At 53.0% G+C, this 22,356-nt stretch carries 22 protein-coding genes and 1 riboswitch; of the genes, 3 read left to right on the forward strand and 19 right to left on the reverse strand.

Features of this window, described 5'->3' with window-relative positions; all coding sequences use genetic code 11:
- Positions 1 to 134: 134 nt before the first annotated feature.
- From KB559_RS17600 to KB559_RS17660, 13 genes are all read right to left on the reverse strand, one after another.
- Positions 135 to 1,322, reverse strand: a complete 1,188-nt coding sequence (locus KB559_RS17600; RefSeq protein WP_247681917.1) for a CgeB family protein — start codon at positions 1,320 to 1,322, stop codon at positions 135 to 137.
- A gap of 32 nt (positions 1,323 to 1,354) precedes the next feature.
- On the reverse strand, positions 1,355 to 2,446 hold the full coding sequence (locus tag KB559_RS17605) for a CgeB family protein (RefSeq protein WP_290406535.1): 1,092 nt from the start codon (positions 2,444 to 2,446) through the stop codon (positions 1,355 to 1,357).
- 185 nt (positions 2,447 to 2,631) lie between these two features.
- A complete protein-coding gene (locus KB559_RS17610; protein ID WP_211023387.1) occupies positions 2,632 to 2,991 on the reverse strand; it encodes a hypothetical protein in 360 nt (119 codons plus the stop codon).
- Positions 2,981 to 3,304: a hypothetical protein gene (locus tag KB559_RS17615; RefSeq protein ID WP_211023389.1), complete on the reverse strand. Its 324-nt coding sequence runs from the start codon at positions 3,302 to 3,304 to the stop codon at positions 2,981 to 2,983. The genes KB559_RS17610 and KB559_RS17615 overlap by 11 nt, the downstream gene beginning before the upstream one ends.
- Positions 3,304 to 3,651, reverse strand: a complete 348-nt coding sequence (locus KB559_RS17620; RefSeq protein ID WP_211023391.1) for an alpha-helical endospore appendage domain-containing protein — start codon at positions 3,649 to 3,651, stop codon at positions 3,304 to 3,306. The genes KB559_RS17615 and KB559_RS17620 overlap by 1 nt, the downstream gene beginning before the upstream one ends.
- Before the next feature lie 22 nt (positions 3,652 to 3,673).
- Positions 3,674 to 3,961: a nucleoside-diphosphate sugar epimerase gene (locus tag KB559_RS17625; RefSeq protein WP_211023393.1), complete on the reverse strand. Its 288-nt coding sequence runs from the start codon at positions 3,959 to 3,961 to the stop codon at positions 3,674 to 3,676.
- 318 nt (positions 3,962 to 4,279) lie between these two features.
- Entirely contained in the window at positions 4,280 to 5,545 is a 1,266-nt protein-coding gene (locus KB559_RS17630; protein ID WP_211023395.1) for a glycosyltransferase family 2 protein, read from the reverse strand.
- A gap of 128 nt (positions 5,546 to 5,673) precedes the next feature.
- Positions 5,674 to 6,621 (reverse strand): GT-D fold domain-containing protein, encoded by a 948-nt coding sequence (locus tag KB559_RS17635; RefSeq protein WP_247681919.1) that lies wholly within the window; start codon positions 6,619 to 6,621, stop codon positions 5,674 to 5,676.
- A 213-nt stretch (positions 6,622 to 6,834) separates the two neighbouring features.
- Positions 6,835 to 7,566, reverse strand: coding sequence for a sugar phosphate nucleotidyltransferase (locus KB559_RS17640; RefSeq protein ID WP_211023397.1), 732 nt, complete (start codon positions 7,564 to 7,566; stop codon positions 6,835 to 6,837).
- 14 nt (positions 7,567 to 7,580) lie between these two features.
- Positions 7,581 to 8,324, reverse strand: a complete 744-nt coding sequence (locus KB559_RS17645) for a glycosyltransferase family 2 protein (RefSeq protein ID WP_211023399.1) — start codon at positions 8,322 to 8,324, stop codon at positions 7,581 to 7,583.
- A complete protein-coding gene (locus KB559_RS25220; protein ID WP_211023402.1) occupies positions 8,321 to 9,490 on the reverse strand; it encodes a glycosyltransferase family 2 protein in 1,170 nt (389 codons plus the stop codon). The genes KB559_RS17645 and KB559_RS25220 overlap by 4 nt, the downstream gene beginning before the upstream one ends.
- A 10-nt stretch (positions 9,491 to 9,500) precedes the next feature.
- Positions 9,501 to 10,319 carry a glycosyltransferase family 2 protein gene (locus tag KB559_RS17655; protein ID WP_211023404.1) on the reverse strand — a complete coding sequence of 273 codons (819 nt, stop codon included), beginning with the start codon at positions 10,317 to 10,319 and terminating at the stop codon, positions 9,501 to 9,503.
- A gap of 208 nt (positions 10,320 to 10,527) precedes the next feature.
- Positions 10,528 to 11,712, reverse strand: a complete 1,185-nt coding sequence (locus tag KB559_RS17660; RefSeq protein ID WP_211023406.1) for a glycosyltransferase family 4 protein — start codon at positions 11,710 to 11,712, stop codon at positions 10,528 to 10,530.
- A gap of 497 nt (positions 11,713 to 12,209) precedes the next feature.
- On the opposite strand from KB559_RS17660, the gene KB559_RS17665 reads away from it, so the two are divergent.
- Entirely contained in the window at positions 12,210 to 13,313 is a 1,104-nt protein-coding gene (locus tag KB559_RS17665) for a YheC/YheD family endospore coat-associated protein (RefSeq protein WP_211023408.1), read from the forward strand.
- 70 nt (positions 13,314 to 13,383) lie between these two features.
- Here the strand turns inward: KB559_RS17665 and KB559_RS17670 are convergent, their stop codons facing one another.
- The 3 genes from KB559_RS17670 to KB559_RS17680 are packed head-to-tail and all read right to left on the reverse strand — an operon-like array spanning position 13,384 to position 16,432.
- Complete coding sequence (locus KB559_RS17670; protein WP_211023410.1) at positions 13,384 to 14,196, reverse strand: energy-coupling factor transporter transmembrane component T family protein; 813 nt, start codon at positions 14,194 to 14,196, stop codon at positions 13,384 to 13,386.
- Positions 14,193 to 15,797, reverse strand: a complete 1,605-nt coding sequence (locus tag KB559_RS17675; RefSeq protein ID WP_211023412.1) for an ABC transporter ATP-binding protein — start codon at positions 15,795 to 15,797, stop codon at positions 14,193 to 14,195. Before KB559_RS17675 ends, KB559_RS17670 begins: the two co-directional genes overlap by 4 nt.
- Positions 15,798 to 15,799: 2 nt before the next feature.
- On the reverse strand, positions 15,800 to 16,432 hold the full coding sequence (locus KB559_RS17680; RefSeq protein ID WP_211023414.1) for an ECF transporter S component: 633 nt from the start codon (positions 16,430 to 16,432) through the stop codon (positions 15,800 to 15,802).
- Between the two features lie 108 nt (positions 16,433 to 16,540).
- Positions 16,541 to 16,652, reverse strand: a riboswitch (TPP riboswitch).
- 156 nt (positions 16,653 to 16,808) lie between these two features.
- Here KB559_RS17680 and asd point away from each other — a divergent pair.
- On the forward strand, positions 16,809 to 17,603 hold the full coding sequence (asd, locus tag KB559_RS17685) for an archaetidylserine decarboxylase (protein ID WP_211023586.1): 795 nt from the start codon (positions 16,809 to 16,811) through the stop codon (positions 17,601 to 17,603).
- A gap of 13 nt (positions 17,604 to 17,616) precedes the next feature.
- On the opposite strand, the gene KB559_RS17690 is transcribed toward asd, so the two are convergent.
- The 3 genes from KB559_RS17690 to pdxR form a co-directional block, all read right to left on the reverse strand.
- Positions 17,617 to 18,498 carry a hypothetical protein gene (locus KB559_RS17690; protein WP_211023416.1) on the reverse strand — a complete coding sequence of 294 codons (882 nt, stop codon included), beginning with the start codon at positions 18,496 to 18,498 and terminating at the stop codon, positions 17,617 to 17,619.
- A 479-nt stretch (positions 18,499 to 18,977) separates the two neighbouring features.
- Positions 18,978 to 19,763 carry a helix-turn-helix domain-containing protein gene (locus tag KB559_RS17695; RefSeq protein WP_211023418.1) on the reverse strand — a complete coding sequence of 262 codons (786 nt, stop codon included), beginning with the start codon at positions 19,761 to 19,763 and terminating at the stop codon, positions 18,978 to 18,980.
- Between the two features lie 276 nt (positions 19,764 to 20,039).
- Positions 20,040 to 21,503, reverse strand: a complete 1,464-nt coding sequence (pdxR, locus tag KB559_RS17700) for a MocR-like pyridoxine biosynthesis transcription factor PdxR (RefSeq protein ID WP_211023420.1) — start codon at positions 21,501 to 21,503, stop codon at positions 20,040 to 20,042.
- 147 nt (positions 21,504 to 21,650) lie between these two features.
- Between pdxR and KB559_RS17705 the strand changes: the two genes are divergently transcribed.
- The gene (locus KB559_RS17705; RefSeq protein WP_211023422.1) at positions 21,651 to 22,265 is read left to right on the forward strand and encodes a pyridoxamine 5'-phosphate oxidase family protein; all 615 of its coding nucleotides are present in this window, start codon (positions 21,651 to 21,653) and stop codon (positions 22,263 to 22,265) included.
- Positions 22,266 to 22,356 lie beyond the last annotated feature (91 nt).

Here is a 22,356-nt window from a genome sequence, read left to right on the forward strand (position 1 = left end):
AACAGTATATGTGTCGTTTGCTGGTTTGACAGGTACACCTATATTGCAGGCTTACCCACCAATTTGTCGGGAGCGAAGAATCATGAGAAAGCGGCATCCCCAGGCGAATTATTGAATAATTTCGAATCCGGTATTCAGCCGAAAACATGGAGCAAAAGTTCATTCAACCTGTGAGCATACGTGTGCTCCCGCAGGGTCCGGTCCAGCCCTCGCAGCACAATTTCACGCCGCTCCTTCTCATGACTCAAATAATAATCAATTTTCTCGATCAGCTCCGACGAATTGCTGAACGTCTCAATTTCTACCCCCGGCGTGTAAAAGTTCACGATATCGCTGCGGATGTCGACAATCTGCAGCGTGCCGCTTGCCGATATTTCGAACGTCCGCGGATTGGGAGACACCGCTTCGATCATAGCCGTGTTATTGTTGACCGAAGTATCGTTGAACGAACGGTGCAGGTTAATGGCTATTTTACTGCTGCTGTAAATAGCAGCCGTATCTAATGGTCCCATCCATTTATCCGCTTCCACCCGTCCCGGATAAGCGCCCGGCTCAAATAAACGGTCCCACCAAAATCCGTTGATATGAAGTCCCCGATCCATCAGTTCATGGATAACCGGTTGAAAGAATTCTACCCGGTTCCAGAAGGCGCTGCCGACAAACGACAGATTGCGGGGGTTCTCCGCGCGCTCGCGAAGCGGCCGATAATAGCCGGGATAGGCGGCAAAAGGAAGGTAGTAAACATTGGCGCATCCCCGCTGCCGGTAAAAATCGACGCAATTCAGTTCAAGCGTAAAGATGTAGTCATAGTGCATGACGAGATCCGCGGTGATATCCGTATAGTAAGGATCATCCGTCAGCCAAAGGGCCGTCCTGATTCCCTTGTTTCGGATCGAATCCACATGTTCTGCGGACAAATGCCACCCGTCCAAGGCCAGAACCAAATCGGGACGCGCCTCCTCCGCTTGCTGTGAGACGTTCTGGGTCGGGTCCGTGACCGTAACGGTTGCCGCAAGAGTACGAAGAGTCTCAATGATTCCTTCATCCACGGGGGAATACGGATACCCTTTGCCGGAAGTCACATACATAACATGAATCTGACGGAGCGGAAATGCCGGTCCTGGACGACTGCTTATCACATCCATTCTTCCACGCAAATATCCTTCATCGAATCCGGCCTGAAAGCCGGCATTTCTGCCATCCTGCCTAGCAGGAGCGATTACAGGAACGGGCGTTGCTGTTACTGCAGTTCTTACCGCTCTTGCGTTCCTTCTTCTTGCAACTCCTCTTGCAGTACCTGTGAGGCGATCATGTTTTGACAAAGTTTCCACGCTCCTTGAATGATTTGCCTGATTTACTGCAGGATGGCAAGCATCCGTGCAATACGGTCTGTATAAGAATGCCGCTGTCTGGTCGTCCAGAGCGATCTCCAGGCCATCTGGGCCCGTTCTTGTTCATGTTCCAGGTAATAATCGATTTTGGCTCTTAATTCATCCGCCGAGGCAAAAGTCTCGATATCATAGCCGGGGCGGTAATGCTGATGAAGGTCCTCCCGCACATCCGTAATCTGTAAAGCCCCGCAAGCGGCGATCTCATAAGTTCGGGGATTGATGGAAAGCCCGCGGAGATTCGCCGTATTCGCATTGTCTTGACCCGCTTCCGTAGGCCGATGCAAATTTATTACGATTTTGGCCCCGTTATAGTAAATCCGGGTTTCCTTCTGTTCGATCCATCCATCCCGGATATGGGGCTGGAGAAGGTCGAGGCGACTGAGCCTGTTCCATAAACTCCCGACGATCACCACTTTTTTTTGCGCCAGATAAGGGGCAAGTTCGTCAAACAGGGCTACGCGATTCCAAAAGGCGCTTCCTATAAAACAGACGTCGGACTGGTAGGAGCGTGGCGCATGCATCGGCGCGAACATTTCTGAATCGGCGGCAAGCGGCAAATAATGAACTTTATTGCAGCCACCCTCCCGGTAGAAAGGCACGCAGGAAAGCTCATGCGTGAATACGTAGTCGTAGTGCGTTGCCAATTGCAGAGACTGATCGGTAAAATACGGATCATCCACAAACCACACCGCCGTGCGTATGCCCCAGCTTCGGATCAGATCGATATGCTGGCTGTGCTCGGCGGGAAATACGTGCATAGCATTCAGAACCAGTACCAAATCCGGGCGGAACTGTTCTGCCCTTTGCAGCATTTCCTTAGGACCCGTCACCTCCAGTTCTCCCGTCAATGTCTGAAGAGCCCGAATCATGCCTTGATCCACGGATTCAAATCCCTGTTGAACATAAAGCACACGGAGCGTCCCCTTCGGAGCCGCCGGGGTTCCTGTGCGCTCCATGACTGCCCGACAGCCTCCGAATCGGTATCCTTCGGCCCATCCCTGATGGTGTGCTGCCGATTTGCCGGTTTTCCGGAGTCGTTTTCTTGCACTGTTCACGGCATTCAATCCTATCTATGGGTTAATCTCTTGACCTTATAACTATATGCGGAGGGCTAATCCACCGGCATGGATGACTACCCTGACGTTTCTAAAATTGGCGAATGCCCCTGCTTGTCCCAAGCAAACAAATAGCTTTTCCCTATATTAGAGAAAAGCCTTGGATAAAATCAGTAAGGAATTATTTACTTGAACTCTTGCTCCTGATATGCCAATTTATGACCGTCTTCAAAGCCTTTGGCAAACCCGGAATTGAAACCGTTTTGATAGGATTCGTTGTACCCCTCCTGATATAAAGCGGCAGGGTCGCCTTGTTCCACAGGAGCTGGAACCGGGGCCGGGGCCGGTTCCGTAGCCGGAAGACGCCGCCGTACCGCTTTTCTCCGACGTGTTTTACCGCGAATCAGCTTCCTTTTTCGGGATTTGATCCGACGTCCCTGCATTCTCTTTCCAAGCGTTCTCCTAACGCGCTTCAAACGGCGTTTCGAGCGTTTTATTCCGCTTTTTCTTTTGCTTAATGTCGTACGTCTCTTTTTAAGCGCCATTTCGTTCATCTGCCTCCTGTTTGCTTGTAAATGATTCCAAGGGTGTTACCTTATCCGCGTTCAGCCAAGGGGCTGTGGGGATGCCTGTATATTGGCGATGCAGCTCGATATTCGCAAGCATGGACGCCATGGCCTGTTGAAACCGCGTCATCCGGTCTGCTTGTTGGATGAAGGAACGGGCCGTTTCTTCGGAGCAGGCCGACACATCCGCCATGCTGTCAAGAATGCGGGCCAGCGCATTTTGGCTTCTAGAGATGGAGATGATCAGTTGGAGCTTGGCTTCCCTCTCGCTCAGTAAAGAAGGGGTAAGCATCACTTCTCCTCATCCCCGAATCCCGAACCCCCGCCAAATAAATCTCCGAATCCTCCCGAATCGCCCCCGCTGCTCTCGGCCGAAGAAAGCAATGACTTCAAATTGCTGCATAAGCCATTTTCCATTTTAGTCAGCCCTTCAATAACCTCCACCATTTCGTCATGAACGCCAAGCGGCTTTGCAAGCTGGCTCTCATGGTCGCTAAAGCTATGCGCATGCACATGATTCAAGCTCCAGTTGCGCACCTTCTCCGCCTCCAGTGCTTTGGCTTCGAGCATCATGGACACATTCCATTGAATTTTGGCCATGGCATCCAGCATATTGAGATAGGCATGCTCCCTGCTCATTTGATCACCTCCGCTTCTTCAGCTATTCCTCTTCCGAGCCCTTCAGCTCAGCGATGACTTGGCTCAGATTTTCCGCCATAGCCTCTTCCAAATCGGCAATTGAATTCAAATAAGAGATCAAGCTCTTGTTGATGGACGAGGAATTATCCATCAGTCCTTCCACACCTTCGAAATTTGGTTCCTGATCCGGAAGCGCATGTACGATCTGCGACAATCTGACGGTGATATGGCGCTCGGCGTCAATGATACGGGCCAGTTGCTGGTGTGAATGCCCCATATGCATAATGATATCTGTTATTTTCTGCTCCACTTGTCAGCCCCTCCATTTAACCTAAGAATCGGGACTCCGTCGTTTCAGACATAAAAGCCCCGGCATTCTACTGATTTCAGCATATGCCGGGGCGTCATTCCGCGTTCCGCAATAATACCGCGGTCCGCTTAAATTTATAGTCTGGGTTCAAAAAGTCAGGTTTTCAGGATCAAGAAGGTTGGATGAAGCTAGGGACTGAGTAGCGGAGCGTACAATAGGGTACGTGAGCAACGGAAGGCCCGGCTGAATTCAAGATTCGACGTCGAATCCGCTTCATGATCTACATCGTCATGGAAAGATGACTTTTTGAGCAACCTCTTATAGTAGTGACGATCTTAGTTGAATCGGGGGAAGGACATACGGTCCTTCCGGGATAGCTGCAATTTCGTCCGGGGAGACCGGACGGGCTCTGTCCGCCAGTCCCCAAACCTCGGCGGCATACGGGGTCCAGAACAAACGGGCCATTCCCCGATCCATTTGATACAATTGACCGTCAGGCAGCTTCATCACGGAGCCTTCGCCGAACCGTTCCGCTGGCGACATTGCCTTCGTTATCGCTTGCACCGCCTCCGGCAGCTCCCATTCCCCGCCATACGGAATTCCCTGCAACGTACGCTGCGACAGTCTTACGGCGGATAGGGACGGAAACTGTACCGCTAACGATGCGGCATCGACTCCCTTGATTCTGTACCTGGTTCCCTGTTGCAGCCAATACAGAGTGCCGGTTCCGCTGCTGGCTAGAACCTGTACAGGACAGCCCTCTGACCGGATTTCGACTGCGGGTCCGGCCCCTTCTTTGCCTCGCTGCGCTTCAACCTGTCCGAGCCGCTCATGTACATTTCCCCATTTTAGATGGAAATAGTCCTGGTTCGCTCTGCTGATTTGCGATACATCCCGATGATCCAGGCTTTTCATTGTCTCGCTACCAAAATGGTGAATGAAGGCGTCTCCGGCAATCATCAGCTTCATGCCTTGCAACCGGAGGCGGATCATCCAGTCATCATCCTCGTAATTGCCCACCCGGTAGCCTTCATCAAAGTATCCGGTCCGCATCATGGTTTCGCGTTTCATCAACAAACAAAAGCCGACCAGGCGATCGGTTCTCCTCCATCGCTGCGGATCCTTCCGGTTATGATTGGCCGCAAATTCCCACATATCCGCGATATCCCGGTAAGGTACGTCGATTTGCTGCTCGCCCCCGATATAATTGGTAACAGGCCCGACGGCCCCGATATCAGGACCGCTGTTCAAACAATCGAGCATGTTGGACAACCAGTTCTCTGTAACGAGCACATCATTGTTCAACACCAGCACCGTACGCCCTTTCGCCATCATTAATCCTGTGTTAACGGAGCCCGCAAACCCCGCATTATCGGCATGCACCGCTAAGCGTACTTTACGTCTGCGCCGCAACGCTTCCGAAGTTCCGTCGCTTGATGCATCATCCACCACAATTACTTCATAAGGGAAGGAGGTATGGGCTTCGATGCTGTCCAGACATTGCAGCAACAATTCCTTCTTATTGAATGTCGGGATTATGATGCTGGTTCCTTCAAACGGTTGCTCAAAGTCCACATATCCCACGGCTCTTCCCTTCTCATAACCGGCTTGATACCCCTGATCGAATAAAGGGAGGGGAGACCCCCCTCTTTTCCTGCTATTCTTTCCACGCGTGGGTCTAAGTCTATTTGGGTTGTGCATGTGCCCTCCTTTCAGCGAAGCCCCTGTTCTCCGCTCTCCAGCTTGTTGGCCAAATGACCGAAATCCAATGCACACTTGCCGAGCCGACTGGCGATTTCGGTACAAATCAGAACTGCGGCGATCCCCGCCGCCACCAGAGCTATGTCAAAACTATACCCGGATGCTTGCTGAACGGCTGCCTCTGCATCATAAACGCCTCGAATCGGGGTCACGAGGCCGACGACTTCAATGCCTTCCCGCTGCAGCACTGACGCCAGTCCTTCAGCCCGATTCCCGGCAATCAGTACTTTCCTGCCTCTTAGCAAGGGCAACATAAGCCCCTCTTCGGCAAGCTCATAGTTTACAGTAGAAGAAGCGAGGCGCAGTCTTGCCGGATCAAGCCCATAATGGGATAACACCGGAAACAGTAAGCCCTGGAATGAAGAGTGGCGGGAAATGGGAACACCGATAATATCGGCTTGGCGTAGCGCGCCAGCCAGCTTCTCACGAATATCATATGCCGGCAGCTCTACTCCGGCATATGGAAGAAACGGCCCTCTCCGCCGCGCTTCGTCCGTAGGAATAACAATATCATGGGCCAGCGTCAGCAATTCGCCGTCGCCAAGCCGGACAAGCGACAAAGGCTGCCCGCTGTCCAAGGCATCGCGCAAAGCGCTGGCCGCCTCCGACGGAGTGAGCAGAGGAAGGAGCGAGCCGGGAGCGAGATGCCTGATCCCTGATGCGATCAAATCCTCCGCAGTGACGCCAGGGAGTATCGTATGAGGAGGAAGCAAGCGGGTTACAATGGCCTCCCCTCCTTCAAAGTAACCCTCACGAAACCCTGATTTATAAGAATCGGACAAATTCGGATCAGGTTGTACTTCATTCAGAGTTTGTCCGTTCTCTTCCACCCGGTTTTGAAGATGTCCGGCATCATGCGCCTCAGTCGGCTGCATTTCCTTCAAATCCAAAGCCGCCATTTTCTCAGGTCTGACTTGTCTTTTTATCCTCGAGCTGTTTCTTGAACGGAGCAATCCCCCGCTCAAGCTTCTCCGCCGCCGGTATCTCCTGAGTAACCTGCCTGGTCTTTTTCTTCTTTGCCCACGGGGTTCCCGGATTCTTCCGGGGACCCGTTTGCTCTTGCCCGAGATCCTTTTATTCCTCATCGTCCATCCTCCGCCTCAAACATCTCCTTACCGCTTGAATCTCTTCATCCGCCGCGAAGCCTCGAGCAATGAATCAAACGTCCCCGCATCCGTCCACCAGTTGCGAAGAATATCGTATTCGAGCTTTCCTTCCATCGCATACAAGTTATTAACGTCTGTTATTTCAAGCTCGCCCCGGTCCGACGGGTTCGTGGCCGCAATATGCTCAAACACACGGTCATCGTACATATAAATACCGGTTACGCAGTAATCCGATTTGGGTTGCTGGGGTTTCTCTTCAATGAAAGAGATCAGTTTCGGATGATCCTGATCGAACACCGGGACCCCGTATCTTCCGGGATCGCTCACTTTTTTCAGCAAAATTCTTGCAGTTCCTGCAGGCTGTCGTTGAAACTTCTCCGCATAAGGCTTCAAGGGGTCCAGAAACAGATTGTCGCCAAGCAAGACCACGAACCGCTCCCCGGGAGCGATAAAGCCTCGGGCTAGTTCCAGCGCCTCGCCGATTCCTCCGGCTTCCTCCTGGATCTTGTAGGTTAAATTAATGCCCATAGTGCTCCCGCTGCCCAAAAAGTCGGTGTACAACCCGGCGGACTGTTTGCTGATGACAAGCAGGATATCCGATATTCCGGCCAATTTCAGCTGTTCTATTCCATAAGTGATCATCGGCGAATTGCCGACGGGGAGCAAATGTTTGTTAATTAGCCTTGTCAGCGGATATAGTCTCGTACCCGTTCCTCCCGCCAAAATGACACCTTTCACGAACTCTCCTCCTTTTAAATGAACTGACGTGGATCAATACCCCATTTTTCTATAAATCGATTGCGGTTCTTCTCGATGATCCAGTCCCATTCTTCCGAATGCTTCTCCTTAAAGCTCGCGCTGCCCTTATGGTAAATGAAGGTATCCTTGCAAATCAGAAGCCGGAAGCCCCCCATAACCGCCCGGAAGCAATAATCATCATCCTCGTAATGGCCGGGGGAATAAGCCTCATCCAGCGCTCCGATCTCATCATACAGACTCCGTTTGAACATAAAACAATAGCCGATGAGCCGTCTGACTTCCGTCCACTTGGAGGCATCGGTCCGGTTAAATGTCCGGGCATACTCGATCAGTTCATCGGGTTCGCTTAAACCGGTATCTATCTGCTGTTGTCCGCTGGCATAGTTCGTAATCGGACCCACAATTCCGATATCGGGCGAACTTTGCAAAGCGGCCGAAAGCTGCGAAAGCCAGCGCGGGGTCACCTGACAGTCATTGTTCAGCAGCAGAAGCTGGTCTCCGGCAGCAACCGCCAGCCCTTTGTTGCAGGCAACCGGGAAGCCCGTATTTTCGGGCAGCGAGATCAAAATCAGCTTTTCCTTCACGCAATATTCCTTGGTCCCGTCTCTCGACCCGTTATCCACCACAATGATTTCGTAGGGGGCATCCGTATGCTCACGTATGGACTCCACACAGTCAGAGAGTAAATGAAGGCCGTTATAGGTAGGAATAATGATGCTCGTTAATATTCCGTTCATGGGCGGTTCCTCTCTTTCGCGAGCTGCGGACGTGACGAGGTCTGCCAGAACAGCCTTGCGCCTTTTCGGTGCATCGCCTCGTTCAACGCTTCAAGATGATCGCCCAAAATAAGCTGGAGAACGCTATTGCCTGCGCCAGAATTCCCTTCACGCATCCGGTTGCGCCCGATAACATCGGCTGTGCAGGGAGCGGATACCGTCAATCCTTCGAGCAGGGCCGCTGCCTGCGCCTTAGGAGGTACGGCAAGGATTCCTGTCCCGATGGTGTTTATCGCCTTGCGGGATAGTACATGCGGAACCGCGGTCAGCGAATTGCTCTTCAAATCCTGGCGCCCCAGAACCTGATTCAGAAACAACTTGCAACGGGTCACCTCATCCTGTCGTTCATAAAGAGGAAGATAGCCTGAAATATCATTCAGCACCACGTCAATACCTCTCTCTTGTTCATATAGAAAAGCCGCCAATTCTTCGGCAGGTACAGCCATATCCCCATCAACGAACAGCAAGGAATCACCACATGCCAGAGCCGCCCCGACGGAACGGCCGACGTCATGTCCAAGCCGCTCCGGATAATAGGCCAGAATCACGTTTTTCCGATCTTTCACTTTGCCGAAGCTGTTATCGGTGCACCCGTTAAGCACGACGACCATTTCCTGAAGCGGAATGCGTTCCAATTCATCCAGCAAGTTTCCAAGCGTTCTCTCCTCGTTGCAAGCGATGATGACTACCGACGCTTTTCCTGACAGGGGGACCGGAACCCCGTACAGACGGGGATTCTCTCTTTTGGAAGCGGCATAACCATCCCGGAAAGCTGTTCCCAACGCAAGGGCACGATCATAGGAAGGAGACGGATCTTCCGCTCGGCTGCGGAACCATTCAGTCAACAAGGACCGAAAATGCTCCCTTGGAGGGAGTGAGGTTCCAAGCCGCTCCAATCGCAAAGCTTCCGCCCCGGCGGAGACCCCGGCTCCATAAGCTCCTTTTAAATCGACTTTGGGCTCAATTTGGATTACATATTTCTTTGGCAATCTTTGTTTGCCCTGGGCCTTGCGATTCGGTAGAGAAGGAGATCTTCGCTTGCCCGACCGGACGCGTTTGAGACGATTCGCCCGAATGACGGGCTTTTGGCGGTATTTCCGCGTTCTTCCAAGTACGGTTTTGTTCACGGTATTTTAATCACCTTGCCCTTTCGCGGAGTCGTCCCAGATCAGAGAAGCCGCCGCGCGGGCCCCGTTGCTTCATAGCTAACCCAGCCGCTTCCAAGTGATCTCCCAATACCAGCCCGGTCAGCAAATCTCCATGTTTGGAACGGAGCCTCGGGCGATTCAAACGGCCGACATCCACGGAATGCACCGGTCGGATCTTCAGTCCTTCCAGGATAGCGGCTGTCTGGGCCAACGGCGGTTTCTCCAGCTTTTCATAACCGATTCGGCTAGCCGCCTGTCTGCTGAGCGCATGCGGCACCGCGGTTAGGGACGCGCCTTTCAAATCGGACCTGTTCAGCAATGTATTCAGTGTATGCTTAGCGCTGACAACCGGATGAACCTCCCGAGTCTGAACCGGGCCTTCGTAATCATTCAGGGCCAAATCACTGCCGGATAGAATGGCTGCAGTGAAAGGCCGAAGATCTTTGGCGGGAATCACCATATCCCCGTCTAAGAACAGCAGCACTTCCCCTTTAGCCTGCCTTGCGCCGACCGCTCTCGGGACATCATGCCCGAGCGGTTCTTTGTATTCGAGAACGATAGCCCCGAGCTTCCTGGCAAGCTGCGCGCTCCGGTCCGTACAGCCATTCGCCACAACAATGATTTCGGTCTTAGGATGAACTTTGGTCGCTTCCCGGATGACCCTCCCGAGCGTCCGATGCTCGTTCATAACCGGAATGATGACAGATACCACCGGTTCTGGAGAGCTGCGAAATGTGGCCTGATCCCGCCTCGTTCTACGGCGGGCAGGCCGGGTTTGCCGGGCTCGAAACCGGCGTCTCTTATCCATCAGGACCCATCCTTCCCGGATATTATTAATAGACGGAATATAAGATAGTTTATGCTCTTCTCTGTCCCACGCAACGGCAAACGTACAGAGGAGAGCCGAAGCACACCCAAATTAGCAAACAAGCAGAATGTCGCGGCGAAAGCCCGCAAACATTCTGCTCGATCGGCAACGAGGTGACGCTGCCATAAACATTCATATAAACTTGCAACTACTGATATAGTGAAGCGGCGGATGTAACAGGCTCTTTACCCTGTTTGGTCATGAGGCGGACCCATCGGTCAGCCGCATGATGCCAGCGGAAGCGGCTGCGCGCACTTTCAGCACCGGCAAGGCCCATGCTTCTGCAAAGCTCCGTATTGTCCAGCAGCCGGATGATTGCAGCAGGCAATTCATCATTCAGGCGCTCCGCAGGCAGCAGCACCCCCGATTGTCCATGCTCAACGACTTCCGGGATACCGCCGGCGCGGGAGGCTATCACGGGTACGCCCGACGCCATGGCTTCCACATTGACCAAGCCGAAAGCTTCTTCTTTGCCTGACGGAACGACTACCATATCGGCCAGATTGTAGCAGTCGGCTACCCCGGGATATGGCGTGAACGGCTGAAAAACGACATGCTCCGGCCAAGAGTCCGCCAGCGATTTCAAGCTGCGCACATACATGGTTTCCCGCAAGCTTCCATAAAAAGCGCTGCCGACAATTAAAAAGAGAGCCTCCGGATGTCTTTGGACAACGGCCGGGACTGCTTGAAGCAAGGCATGCACCCCTTTTTCGGGAATCAGCCTTCCTACAAACAGAACCACTTTACGCCCGTTCCAGCCGTAATCGTGAAGTCTCGCCCGACGCAGCGCTTCGCCTGCGGGGGTCCATCGCGGCACGAAATCCTCCGGACTCACCCCGAGATGATTCACCTCCACCGGAACCGAAAGGCCTGGGAAACGTCGCAGCAGCTCCTTGCGCAGAAACTCGCTGTTCACAATAATACCGTCAAGCGTGCGGAGCTTCTCTGATCCGCTCCGGTCCGGAAAGTCTCCCGATTGGATAAACGTCGTAGAGTGAAGGGACAAGAACACTTCCGAACCGGGCAACCTCTGCTTGATCCGGTAAGCCAGAAGAGGCCGATTATGGACATCGACCGCATCGGGCCGCCAGGACCTTAGATGGCGAAGTACCGATGGAAAATAGGAACTCCCGCCCGGCACTCTCAAGCAGGGAACACCTCCAAGCCCCTGCGGGGAAGCCGGATCCTTCCCGATTCTGCCAAAGATCCGAATATCAAGCCTGTCTGAGGCCAGCGGAACCATCTTTTCAATGACACGCTCCACCGAGCTGCTCCTCCCCGAAGGAATCACGAACGATCCTGGGGTGACCACCGCTACTTTACGGAAACTCACGGGAATACTCCCTCCTTGCCTCCATTTTCTTATAGAGGTTGTTCAAAAAGTCATCTTTCCACGACGAAGCTGATCATGATGAGAACTCGGCATCGAATCTTGAATTCAGCCGGGCCTTCCGTTGCTCACGTACCTCATGTACGCTCCGCTACTCAGCCCCTAGCTTCATCCAACCTTCTTGGTCCTAAAAACCTAACTTTTTGAACACGCACTTATATTGTAGTTATACGATGCGAGCGTATCCGGTGTGACTTATTTTTTAAAGTGTACGAACATCAAACCATAGTTTTCTCTTAACAATCGCTATAAAAGGCAGGCACAAAAAAAGCCGGAATTCTCCGGCCCGAAGTATGTGGAATTACGAATTACCCTGCTAAGTCAAATCAGGCTGTTGACTTCCCTCATCCGTCCATGCTGAATCGGGACGAACAACATAAATTAAAGGGAGCCACAACAAGGTCAAAGGAGATTTCAGACTTGCAGAAGGAGGGAGGAACATGCCGCCCGATTATGTCGGTATTCTGTTAAACGCCAAAGCACACCAGGGAGCAGGGAAAGGCAGAACCGGTCAGGAGGCTCTACCCTTCTACGAAGAAGCCGCCGCCCGATACGATCTCAAACCTTGTTATCTGCGTCTGGATGATATCCATCCCGAATCCGGCAAAAGTCTCGTTTACCTGAAAGAAAACGATAGATTCAGGAAAGCGCTCATTGAAACCCCGCCGGTTATTCATAATCGTGCGATCTATAAAGCGCCGTCCGCGCTGGGGAAAATCCGGGGCCTGCAGCAGCAGGGAATAACCATTTACAATCACAACAACCGGTATGGCAAAGATGAAATCCACCGACTGCTGGCTGAGCATCCCCGACTCTCGTATCATCTGCCTGCTTCCCTGCGCGCCACGCCGGGAAATATTGACCTGATGATGCAGCGCTACAGCGACTTGCTGCTCAAACCGGCAAGCGCTTCGGTTGGCCGCGGAATTATGCGCCTGAAGCTGGACAACCGGGGATGGTGCCTGCTCTACAAGGGACGCCGGACAGTAGACCGGTGGAAGGCGCTCCGTCTTGATAAGCGAACTCCATTACCAATCTGGGTGAAGCGAAGAATCACGCAAATTCCATACTTGATACAGGAAAGACTGCCCCTGGCTGAAACGGATGGCCGCCCCTTGGACGTCCGCGTAACCGTTCAGCGGGGACTGACCGGAGACTGGGGCGTAACGGGGCTATATGCCAAGGTTTCCGCTCCCGGCCGTTTCCTTTCCAATCTTGCCCAGGGAGGCAGCGCTTTTCCGGCAGCTTCGTTATTCCGCCGCATATTTCCGCCATCCACGGCAGCACGCGTCCTTGCGGACAGCCAGACTGTAGCCCTTGCGGCCGCCGCTTACCTGTCCGGCCGGTTGCCTCTGCTCGCCGACCTGGGCATGGATATCGGAATTACCAATGACGGGCGGATTTACATTATTGAATGCAACGGCAGAGACCAGCGTTACGGATTTCGTAAAGCCGGCATGAACGAAATATGGTTTGACACCTACCAGCAGCCTATGGCTTTTGCCCGCTATTTGCTGCAGCATCATTCAGGCCCTCGCGGATAACTCTGTACAGCAAAAAACACAAGTCTTACCGGAAAAAGCCCTGACATGGCGAATACATGATGAACGCTTATTACGGATTGGCGGAATACCTGACATCCGCAATGTGAAACAGCGGGAAAACGTCGCTAAGCATCAGGGCCAATACTACTGCCGCTGCGAATACCGCAGCGGCCAGCGGATCATAGCGCGTGAATAGCGAAGGATAATAGTAGGATCTCCGGCCGTTCCCGTTGAAAGCCTTCGCCTCCATCGCTACCGCCACGCGATGGGCTCTCCGTATACTCTGGGACAGCAACGGGACCGCGTACATCTTGATGCCGGCAAACCATCCCCGCGGCCCTTTCAGACTCCGCGCTCCCCGGATACGGAGGGCGTTCCGCCGGATCAGGAATTCTTCCCAAACCATCGGTAGCAGCCGGATCGAGGCCATAAAGCTGTACGCATATTTGGGGGGAAGCTTTACTTTCTGCATCAAAGCATAGAACAAATCCACAGAAGATGTCGTGAGAACAAACAACAGCCCCTCCGACGCAAAGGTTACGGATTTAAACCCGATATGAATGCCGCGATAGAAGCTTTCCTCCGTAATCCGGATCAACCCCCACTCCCACCACATTTCATCCCCTTTACCGAAAAGGATCATCGTCGAAGAAGACGATATAAACACCAATCCGAAAGACAGCACGATCAACAACACCTTCCAGAAGGCATATCCGCTTTGCCAGAACAGCAGCAGCGTGAACATCACCGCCTGGTAGAACATAAAATCAAGCCGATGCGTAAACAAAGCCACGAAAAAGAGCAGGATGACAAGCACCAGTTTAAGTACCGGATTGGCTCTGTGCATCCATGTCGTAAAGGAAGGATTCAGCCATTTCTTCATAGCAATACCTCTACCGCGCCGGTCTCGCACACTTTATGCGGAAGTGAGGATCCCCGATTCGTATATCCGCAATCGGTCAGGGTCCCCTCTCTGACTTCCCATCGGCGTGTCGCTACCGCTTCCGCAATCTGTTCCTCGTGGGTTACCATCACGACCGCTGTTCCTCTACGCCGCATTTCCTCGCACAAATTCAAAATAGCAAAAGTGTTCACGGCATCCTGCCCGAACGTCGGCTCGTCAAGCAGCAGCACCGGTCTCTCCATGACAGCTGCTCCCGCCACGCTCAATCTCCGCTTCTGTCCGAGCGATAATTGATACGGATGACGCAGCTCTAATCCGACAAGACCGAATTGGTCCAGCGCATGATCTACTCGCCGCTGAATCTCTTCCGAAGAGAACCCTTCTTCTATTAACGAAAAACCGATTTCCCGGTCGACCCGGTTCTCGACAAACTGAAATTCGGGATTTTGAAAGACGAATCCTATTTTTTTCGACAGCGCCAGGATTTGCCGGGTTCGAGTCTTCTTTCCGTCGAACCGTTCACCGCATAGAAGATAGCTTCCCTCGGAGGGAAGCAGTCCCATCAGCGCAAGCAGGAGCGAGCTTTTTCCGGCCCCGTTCGGGCCCGTAACCGCAATGAAATCCCCGGGGTACACTTCAGCCCGCTCGATCTGAATAACCGTGCGGTCCCCGCGAAAGCCTTGGAACTCGGAAAGCTCGATAACCGGCCGGAGTAATGGTTCCCCGGCAGTCAGCCGGGTGGAATTGGCCCAAGGCATGATCCCCTTTTCCGCTTCCTGTGCTTGGCCTTCCGATGCCCGAAAACGATCCCAGACGCCGGGATGCCAGATCCCGTATTCCTCCAATTCCGTTTGGCAGCGGACAAACAACTCCTCCGGAGCCCCTTGCCCCAACAATTGTCCCTGGGGGCCGAACAAGGCTACCCGATCCACCAGCCCCAGATCAAGCACCTCCTCGATCCGGTGCTCGACAATAATGAGTGTCCTTCCCTCGGCCACCCGGGAAACTGCCTCCCAGATTTGCCTTCGCCCCTCTGGATCCAACAGAGCGGAAGGCTCGTCAAGCAGCAGTACCTCCGGATCCATCAGCAGAATTGAAGCGAGGGCCAGCCGCTGCTTCATTCCCTGGGACAACGAATCAATCGGAAGATGAATCTCCGGCAGATGAAGCCCGACTTGTTCTAGAGCATCTACCATCCGCGGTCGCATTTCCTCTCTTGGAATTCCCCGATTCTCCAGCACAAAGGCCAGTTCCTCATCAACAAAAGGCATGCAAAACTGAGTATCTGGATCTTGGAACAGCATTCCCCACGATGGGGGAATCACTTGCTCCGAGCTCCTCATAGGCACCTCCACTAGCCCCGGAATGATGCCCGCAAGCACCTGCAGCAGCGTTGACTTTCCGCTGCCGCTTGGCCCAAGCAGCAGCAGTCTCTCTCCGCGCCTGACCGAGAAGGAGAGATCTTTAAACACAAAGGAGTCCGTCTCAGGATATTTGAGACGTAAATCCCGAACCGCCGCAGCCGTATTGAATTCCGTGTATGTACTTGATGCTGTGGCGTTGTTCCGCAAAAGATCCATCGTTAATCTTCCAATGCGGCGTAATCCTTCGCCGCAACGGGCCGAAGCAGCGAGGTGACGCCGGTCGCTTCTACCGCCTTAGCCAAAGCATAGGCCAGATAACCGGCAATCAAAGCGGAGCTGACTGCACGCATCGAGTATTTGGCAATGAGCATCCAAGTGCTATAGTCAGCGACGTAACCGTAATAAATATCGGGGATCAGAGAGCCCACGGAGGCGCCGACTCCCGCCAGAGCAGCCACGGAGCCGGAAAATTTACGGTAACGGAACAAAGCGAACACGAGCTCAGCTCCTAACCCCTGGAGCACACTGTATAGCACCAGTTGAATCCCCCATTCGCTCCCGAACAAAATCTCCACGTGGGCCGCCGCCACTTCGGCCAGAACAGCTACACCGGGTTTTCGAATCAGCAGAAAGACGAGGGTTGCAGCAATAAACCACATGCCGTAGACCAGTTCGTCCGCTTGAAAGAACAATGGGGAAAACAGCTTGTAGACGGAAGACCAGAAGTGATAGATTACTCCGAGCACAAGCGATACCAGTATCGTCACCAGAATGTCGCTCAGCTTCAGACCCCTTCTCTGGGCGGGAATAGGCGCCCCAGGGCCATTTCCTTGATTCAAACTCTCTTGCATGATAAATCCTCCTTTTGACTAAATAGTGGTTTGGACGCAAAAAAACCGGCTGAATAAGCTCAGACGGTTGCTAGGTCCACGGGAGAAAAGCATGAGTAATAAACATGCATTCCGGAACGTTAGATTCTCTACGCTGGCATTATCCAGTTCAGATTAACGGTCTGCAGCGGGTTAAGCTGCCATCTCAGCCTGATTCACTCAAGCCCCCGTATCCCTTATGCGATTGGAATAAATATACTCTAGAACCTTCCAAATAATCAAGCAAAAAAACAAGAAGGCACTTTCGCAGTTGATTTCAAGCCTATTCTATGTCAATATTAGCGGAAGTGGAAAAGGGATTATTGTCCCGTTGATCATGGTGTTAGGGGGATACGACTTGGCCGCAAACTGGATGAAATGGATGACAGAACTGACCTCCCGAAAGTGGATTTCCAGGCTAATGGGCCGGTTCTCGCATTCGCAAGCGAGCCGCTATTTAATTCCTTGGTTCGCAAAATCATACGGTATTCCGCTGCATGAGGCAGAGATGGAATTGAAAGAATACCGTACGCTAAACCAATTTTTTACGAGAAAACTAAAGAGCGGCATGCGGCCGATTGCTCAGCTGGAAGGCGGGTTGATCAGTCCGGTCGATGCGCTCATTACTTTTATGGGGGAAATCCGGTCGGGCACGATTCTGAATGTCAAAGGCCAGGATTACACCCTGAAAGATTTGCTTAACCATTCACCGCATGCGCAGACCTATGAGCATGGATATGCCTTTGTCCTTTATCTGAGCCCGACCGACTATCATCGGATTCACGCTCCCGTAGCCGGTACCTTGGTGGAAAGCGAGCATATTAAAGGCCGTGTGTATCCCGTCAATGATTTCAGCATGCGGAATATGAAATACGTGCTCAGCCGCAACGAGAGGTTGATAACCTACATATCGCATGAACGCGGAGAGATTGCCGTGGTCAAGGTCGGAGCGATGAACGTAAGCAGCATCCGCTATACCGACGATCAAGCCGAGATATGGAATCAAGGCGACGATCTGGCCTACTTCGAATTTGGCTCCACAGTGGTGCTCTTGACCGAGAACGGCACCTTCGAGCCGTCCCCGGAGCACGCCGTCGGCCAAAAGGTCAAGATGGGCGAACTCCTGGGGCGCTTCTACCCGCCTTCCAAATAACCCGAGGGGCCAGTTACTTTACGGTAATGGCCCCTACGGATGCGTTCAGCGACAGAAGCGGACCTCCGTCTCCCCGCTTGCTCTTGCCTTTCGGTGCCCCATCAACCCCGCCGATATCGGCATTCGTTTCCAGATCGCAGTTCACCGAATCGGCCAGCGTGGCTTCAATGCTTCCAATATCCGCATTAACATATAAATTCCCGCCGCTCTCCATCCGTCCTATGCTAAGCTCGATACTGCCCGTTGAGGTGTTCACCTTCGATTCACCCGTAATTCCCGCATCCACAATTACAATTCGGCCTACGTCATTATCAACATCATAGCTTCCGCTCAGCCCGGTAAGAGTGATGTCTCCGACATTGTTGGTCACCCGGAAATCGGTAATATGTTCGGGAAGACCGATCGTGTAATCAATGCTGAACTCGGAATAATTGTATTTCTCTTTTGCCCACTCCCAAAGACTTCGGTCCGGATCGTCCTTCGCATGTGTAGATACGATAAGCCCTTCTCCTTCAGGGGTGATGGATACGGCCGCCTGATCAAGCACTTCTTGCAGATCAACCTTACGGAAGGTGCTCTTGTGCGCCCAAATCTTCGCTTTTACCGTAACTTCGTTTCCCTTCGTCCCCTGAATCTCCACATTTCCAACACTGTTATCCAGCGTAAGCTTTGAAGCCGAATCGCCTTGTGTCGAAGCCGAAAGCTCCAGCGTCGTTCCGTTTTCCTTCAGTCTTTCTACCTGACCGTCGACGGTTTTTTCTACCGTTTGCCCGATCGCCCCTGTCGCCGCTTCGGCGATTTCCTTCGCTTTTTCGTTCGCTCCCGAACAAGCGGTAAGCATAACCAATACTGCTGTCGCCGCCGCAATCGCTAACGGTTTATATTTTGTATTCATTCTTTGTCCTCCTCATATGGGGTTCTCTATGTATTCTTGTGCGCTCATATAAATCGATGCTACTATCGTAATCCACCGGAGGATAAATGAACACTGGCTGCAGACCAGATTCCTCCTGGACCAAAGTCGGAAGGACAGCCGCCTCTAAATAACCCCATAAAAAAACAGCCGTCCAGAGCAAGCTCCGATCGACCGTCTTTATCAATCATATCTTATTTGAACACCGGAATCGTAATTCCCGGCGCATGAAATTAATGTTGGAAATGACATATCATATCCCAGCCAATCGGCTTAAAACCAGGTTTCATCATCCCGGTCGGACCGTCTTGGCCGACGAAAACGGTAACGAAAAATACCGCTTCCCGGTACTGAACATGCTCTGCTGCGCATCCGCCGTCTCTTACTCATTGCTGTACACCTCCTCCCGGACCTCGGCTATAAAAAACAATTACCCGCCAAGAATAAAGGTGAAACAAGAATCAGCGAATTTCGGACGGACTTTTTCCGGTATACTGCTTGAACTGACGGCTGAAAAAGAAAATATCACGGTATCCAAGCGCGTCGGCCACCTCGGTAACGTTCATGCCGGCGTGCAAAAGCAGATGCTGGGCCCGGTCGATCCGGGTCTTGATAATGTAGGATTGCACGGATAACCCGATAATTTCCTTGAACTTAATCGAGAAATATCTTGGCGACAATCCGGCACGCGCCGCTAAATCTTCCACTTTATGCGGCAGCCCCGGGTGCTGCGAGCAATAATTCGCCACCTCTTGAATCACTTCGTTCAGTTGATGGCTTACTTTTTTCTCCCGGGGCACTTCCCGTTCTTCCCGGAGTAAATAAATCAGCAGCTGCTTTAAAATGAGGCGCGCTTCCTCTTCGGCTCCGTACGCCTTAACCAAAAACAGCCGGACATAACGCGAAAGCATGTATTCAAAATCCAGCCTATCCTCCAGCTTCCGGTAAGATGAAGGTACCTCGGTGACAGGCTCGTCGACGTCAAAATGAATATAAGTTAAAACTAACGGACGCTGCGGATTATGCGTAGCGCTCGTATGATCGCCCTTGCGGAACAAAAAACAGCTTCCCGGGCCGACCTGAATGGGTTGATCGTTCAAAACCACCGTACCTTCGCCGCTCCATACATAGAATAAATCGTAGTTTTGCAGCGCTTTTTCCCGCTTATGCCATTTCCAACCTGGTTCGCATACGATCTTGGCAAAGGCCGGCTTCAAAATGAACGAGGACGGGGATATATGGAGCATCTCCTTACCTCCTGAAGACTATTAGAGGTTGTTCAAAAAGTCATCTTTCCACGACGTAGCAGATCATGAAGCGGATTCGACGTCGAATCTTGAATTCAGCCGGGCCTTCCGTTGCTCACGTACCTTATGTACGCTCCGCTACTCAGTCCCTAGCTTCATCCAACCTTCTTGGTCCTGAAAACCTGACTTTTTGAACTCGCACTCTTAGAATTTGAATGATACCTGCATAAAAATACAGCAAGTATTATTTCGATTATACTCCTATTCGCAAATTTCTTAAATATCCTTCCACGCAAGAGCCATTCGAAATACGCCTTCTATGATTTGGTCGTCTTCCAGATGGGAAAGGCTGAAGCAAGCGGCAGGCGGGCCGGGGGTCAACCGGTAAACGTCACCGTCCCTAAATTGCACGCCACGATTCCGGGCCGCCTTCTTAAAAGCCGCATATTCCTCCGGCGAATGCCGCCAATCCGCAAACAACAACAGGCCCGCATCCGCCTGCTTAAGCGCGAATAAACCAGGGACTTCCGCCTCCAGCGTGCGGCGGAACAACTCCTGCTTCGCGCTGTAAATTCTGCGCATCCGGCGCAGATGCCGCTCGTAATCGCCCCGGCGCATGAAGCGGGCCAGCGCCCGCTGCTCCAGCCGGGCCGGGGGCACCGGCTCGTAAAGCCCTTTGGCCAGCAGGACCGGCGGGACCAGGCTGCGGGGCAGCACGGCATAACCGATGCGCAATGAGGCGAACATCGTCTTCGAGAACGAGCCGATATAGACGACGCGCTCATCGCGGTCCAGCGCCTTGAGCGGCTCCAGCGGGCGGCCGCCCCAGCGGAATTCCGTGTCATAGTCGTCCTCGACGATGACGGCATTCCGCGCCGCGGCCCACGCCAGCAGCTCCTGCCGCCGCTCAGGCGAGAGCACCGCCCCGGTCGGGAACTGGCGACCGGGGGTTACAAACAGCACCCGCGCGTCCCAATCGCGCGGGATGATGCCGTCCCCGTCCACCGTCCCGGGGACGGCGATCCCTCCGCAGGCGGCCACCGCCTTGGAGATCCCGTGGTAACACGGGTCCTCCAGCACGGCCTGCTCGCCCTCACCCAGCAGCAGCTGGGTGAGCAGCATAATCGCCTGCATCGAGCCATTGAACAGGCAGATTTGCTCCGCATCTGCCGCTATGCCGCGGCTGCGCCGCAAGTACGCTGCGATGGCGCCGCGCAGCTCCGGATCGCCCGCCGCCGTGTCCGCGGCGGGTCCGCCGCCTGGGCCGCGCTTCTCCCGGGCGGCCCAGGCGAGCGCGCTCTTCCACTCGGCGTGCGGAAATGCGGACGCCGATGGTCCGGCGTCCTTGAACGAAATGACGCCGCCCGCGGGACCGCTCTCCGGCTCGCCACTTCCCGGATCATCCGGCGGCGCCTGCTCCATCACTCTTGTCCCCCAGGGGGACAAGCAGATATCCGCCGCCTCCCCGCCGGGCTCTGCACTGGGCCGCATTACCTTGGACACGAACGTTCCGCTTCCCATCTCGGAATGGACGTAACCCTCCGCTTGCAGCAGGTCGTAAGCATGGGCCACGCTTCCCCGGGACAAGCCGTAGATCTCAGCCAATTCCCGAGAAGAAGGAAGACGCGTGCCCGCCGGGAGAGTTCCGTCATGAATGGCAGCCCGGATCGCATGATATAAAGCGAGATATTTATACCGGTACTGCTCGCTATAAACATCTAACGGAATGGAGAAGTTCAAACCAAACCCTCCTCTAACTTTTAAAGTGGACTATTAAAATTAATGTAAATTGGTTCTTTTTTTATGTCAATTCCGGAAATAAACTGTTAGAAATATACGGGTTGTTCGAAATCGAAATGCAACCCATTCAAGCGGAGGGGAACTGAAATGAGAAGAAAAGAATTTGAAGTAGAGGAAGCACAGGAAGTCGAGGCCTTTTTGAAAGAGATGAGCTTCGGATTTCTCGGCACGGTCGGAGAGGACGGATGGAGCCGGGTAACTCCGCTCTACTTTGCGTATGACGGGCAAAATTTTTATTTTCACGGAAGTCTGGCCGGGGAGAAGATGAAGCATCTTGCGCATGATCCGAGGGTGAGCTTTACGGTAGCCAAGGAATATGCGATCATTCCGTCTTATTTTACCGATCCGAATCTGGCTTGTCCGGCTTCCGCCTTTTTCAAGAGCGTAATGGTCCGGGGCAGAGCGGAAAAAGTTCAAGACCCGGAGGAAAAAGCGACGGCATTGACGCTGTTCATGGAGAAGCTTCAGCCGGAAGGCGGCTACGACCCTATTCGGGCCGATGATCCTCAGTATACGGGACAGCTTAAGAGCGTCGCATTATTTAAAATCGTTCCCGAAACGGTCAGCGCCAAATTCAAATTTGGACAAAATATGAACGAACGAAAGTTTTCCGGGGTTATGGACGGGCTTCAGGAGCGGAACCTTCCGCTCGATCCCGAAACGATTGAATTAATGAAGAAATTTTGTCCGCGGCATGCTTGAATTCCCGGGTAGAGCGCGATTTGACCGTGACGGTAATGGGACGAAATGATATAATGTTAGGCAGTCAAAACGGAACTGTCCATTATCAAAC

The sequence above is a fragment of the Paenibacillus sp. Marseille-P2973 genome (genome assembly GCF_018101095.1).
Classification (GTDB): Bacteria; Bacillota; Bacilli; order Paenibacillales; family Paenibacillaceae; genus Fontibacillus; species Fontibacillus vini.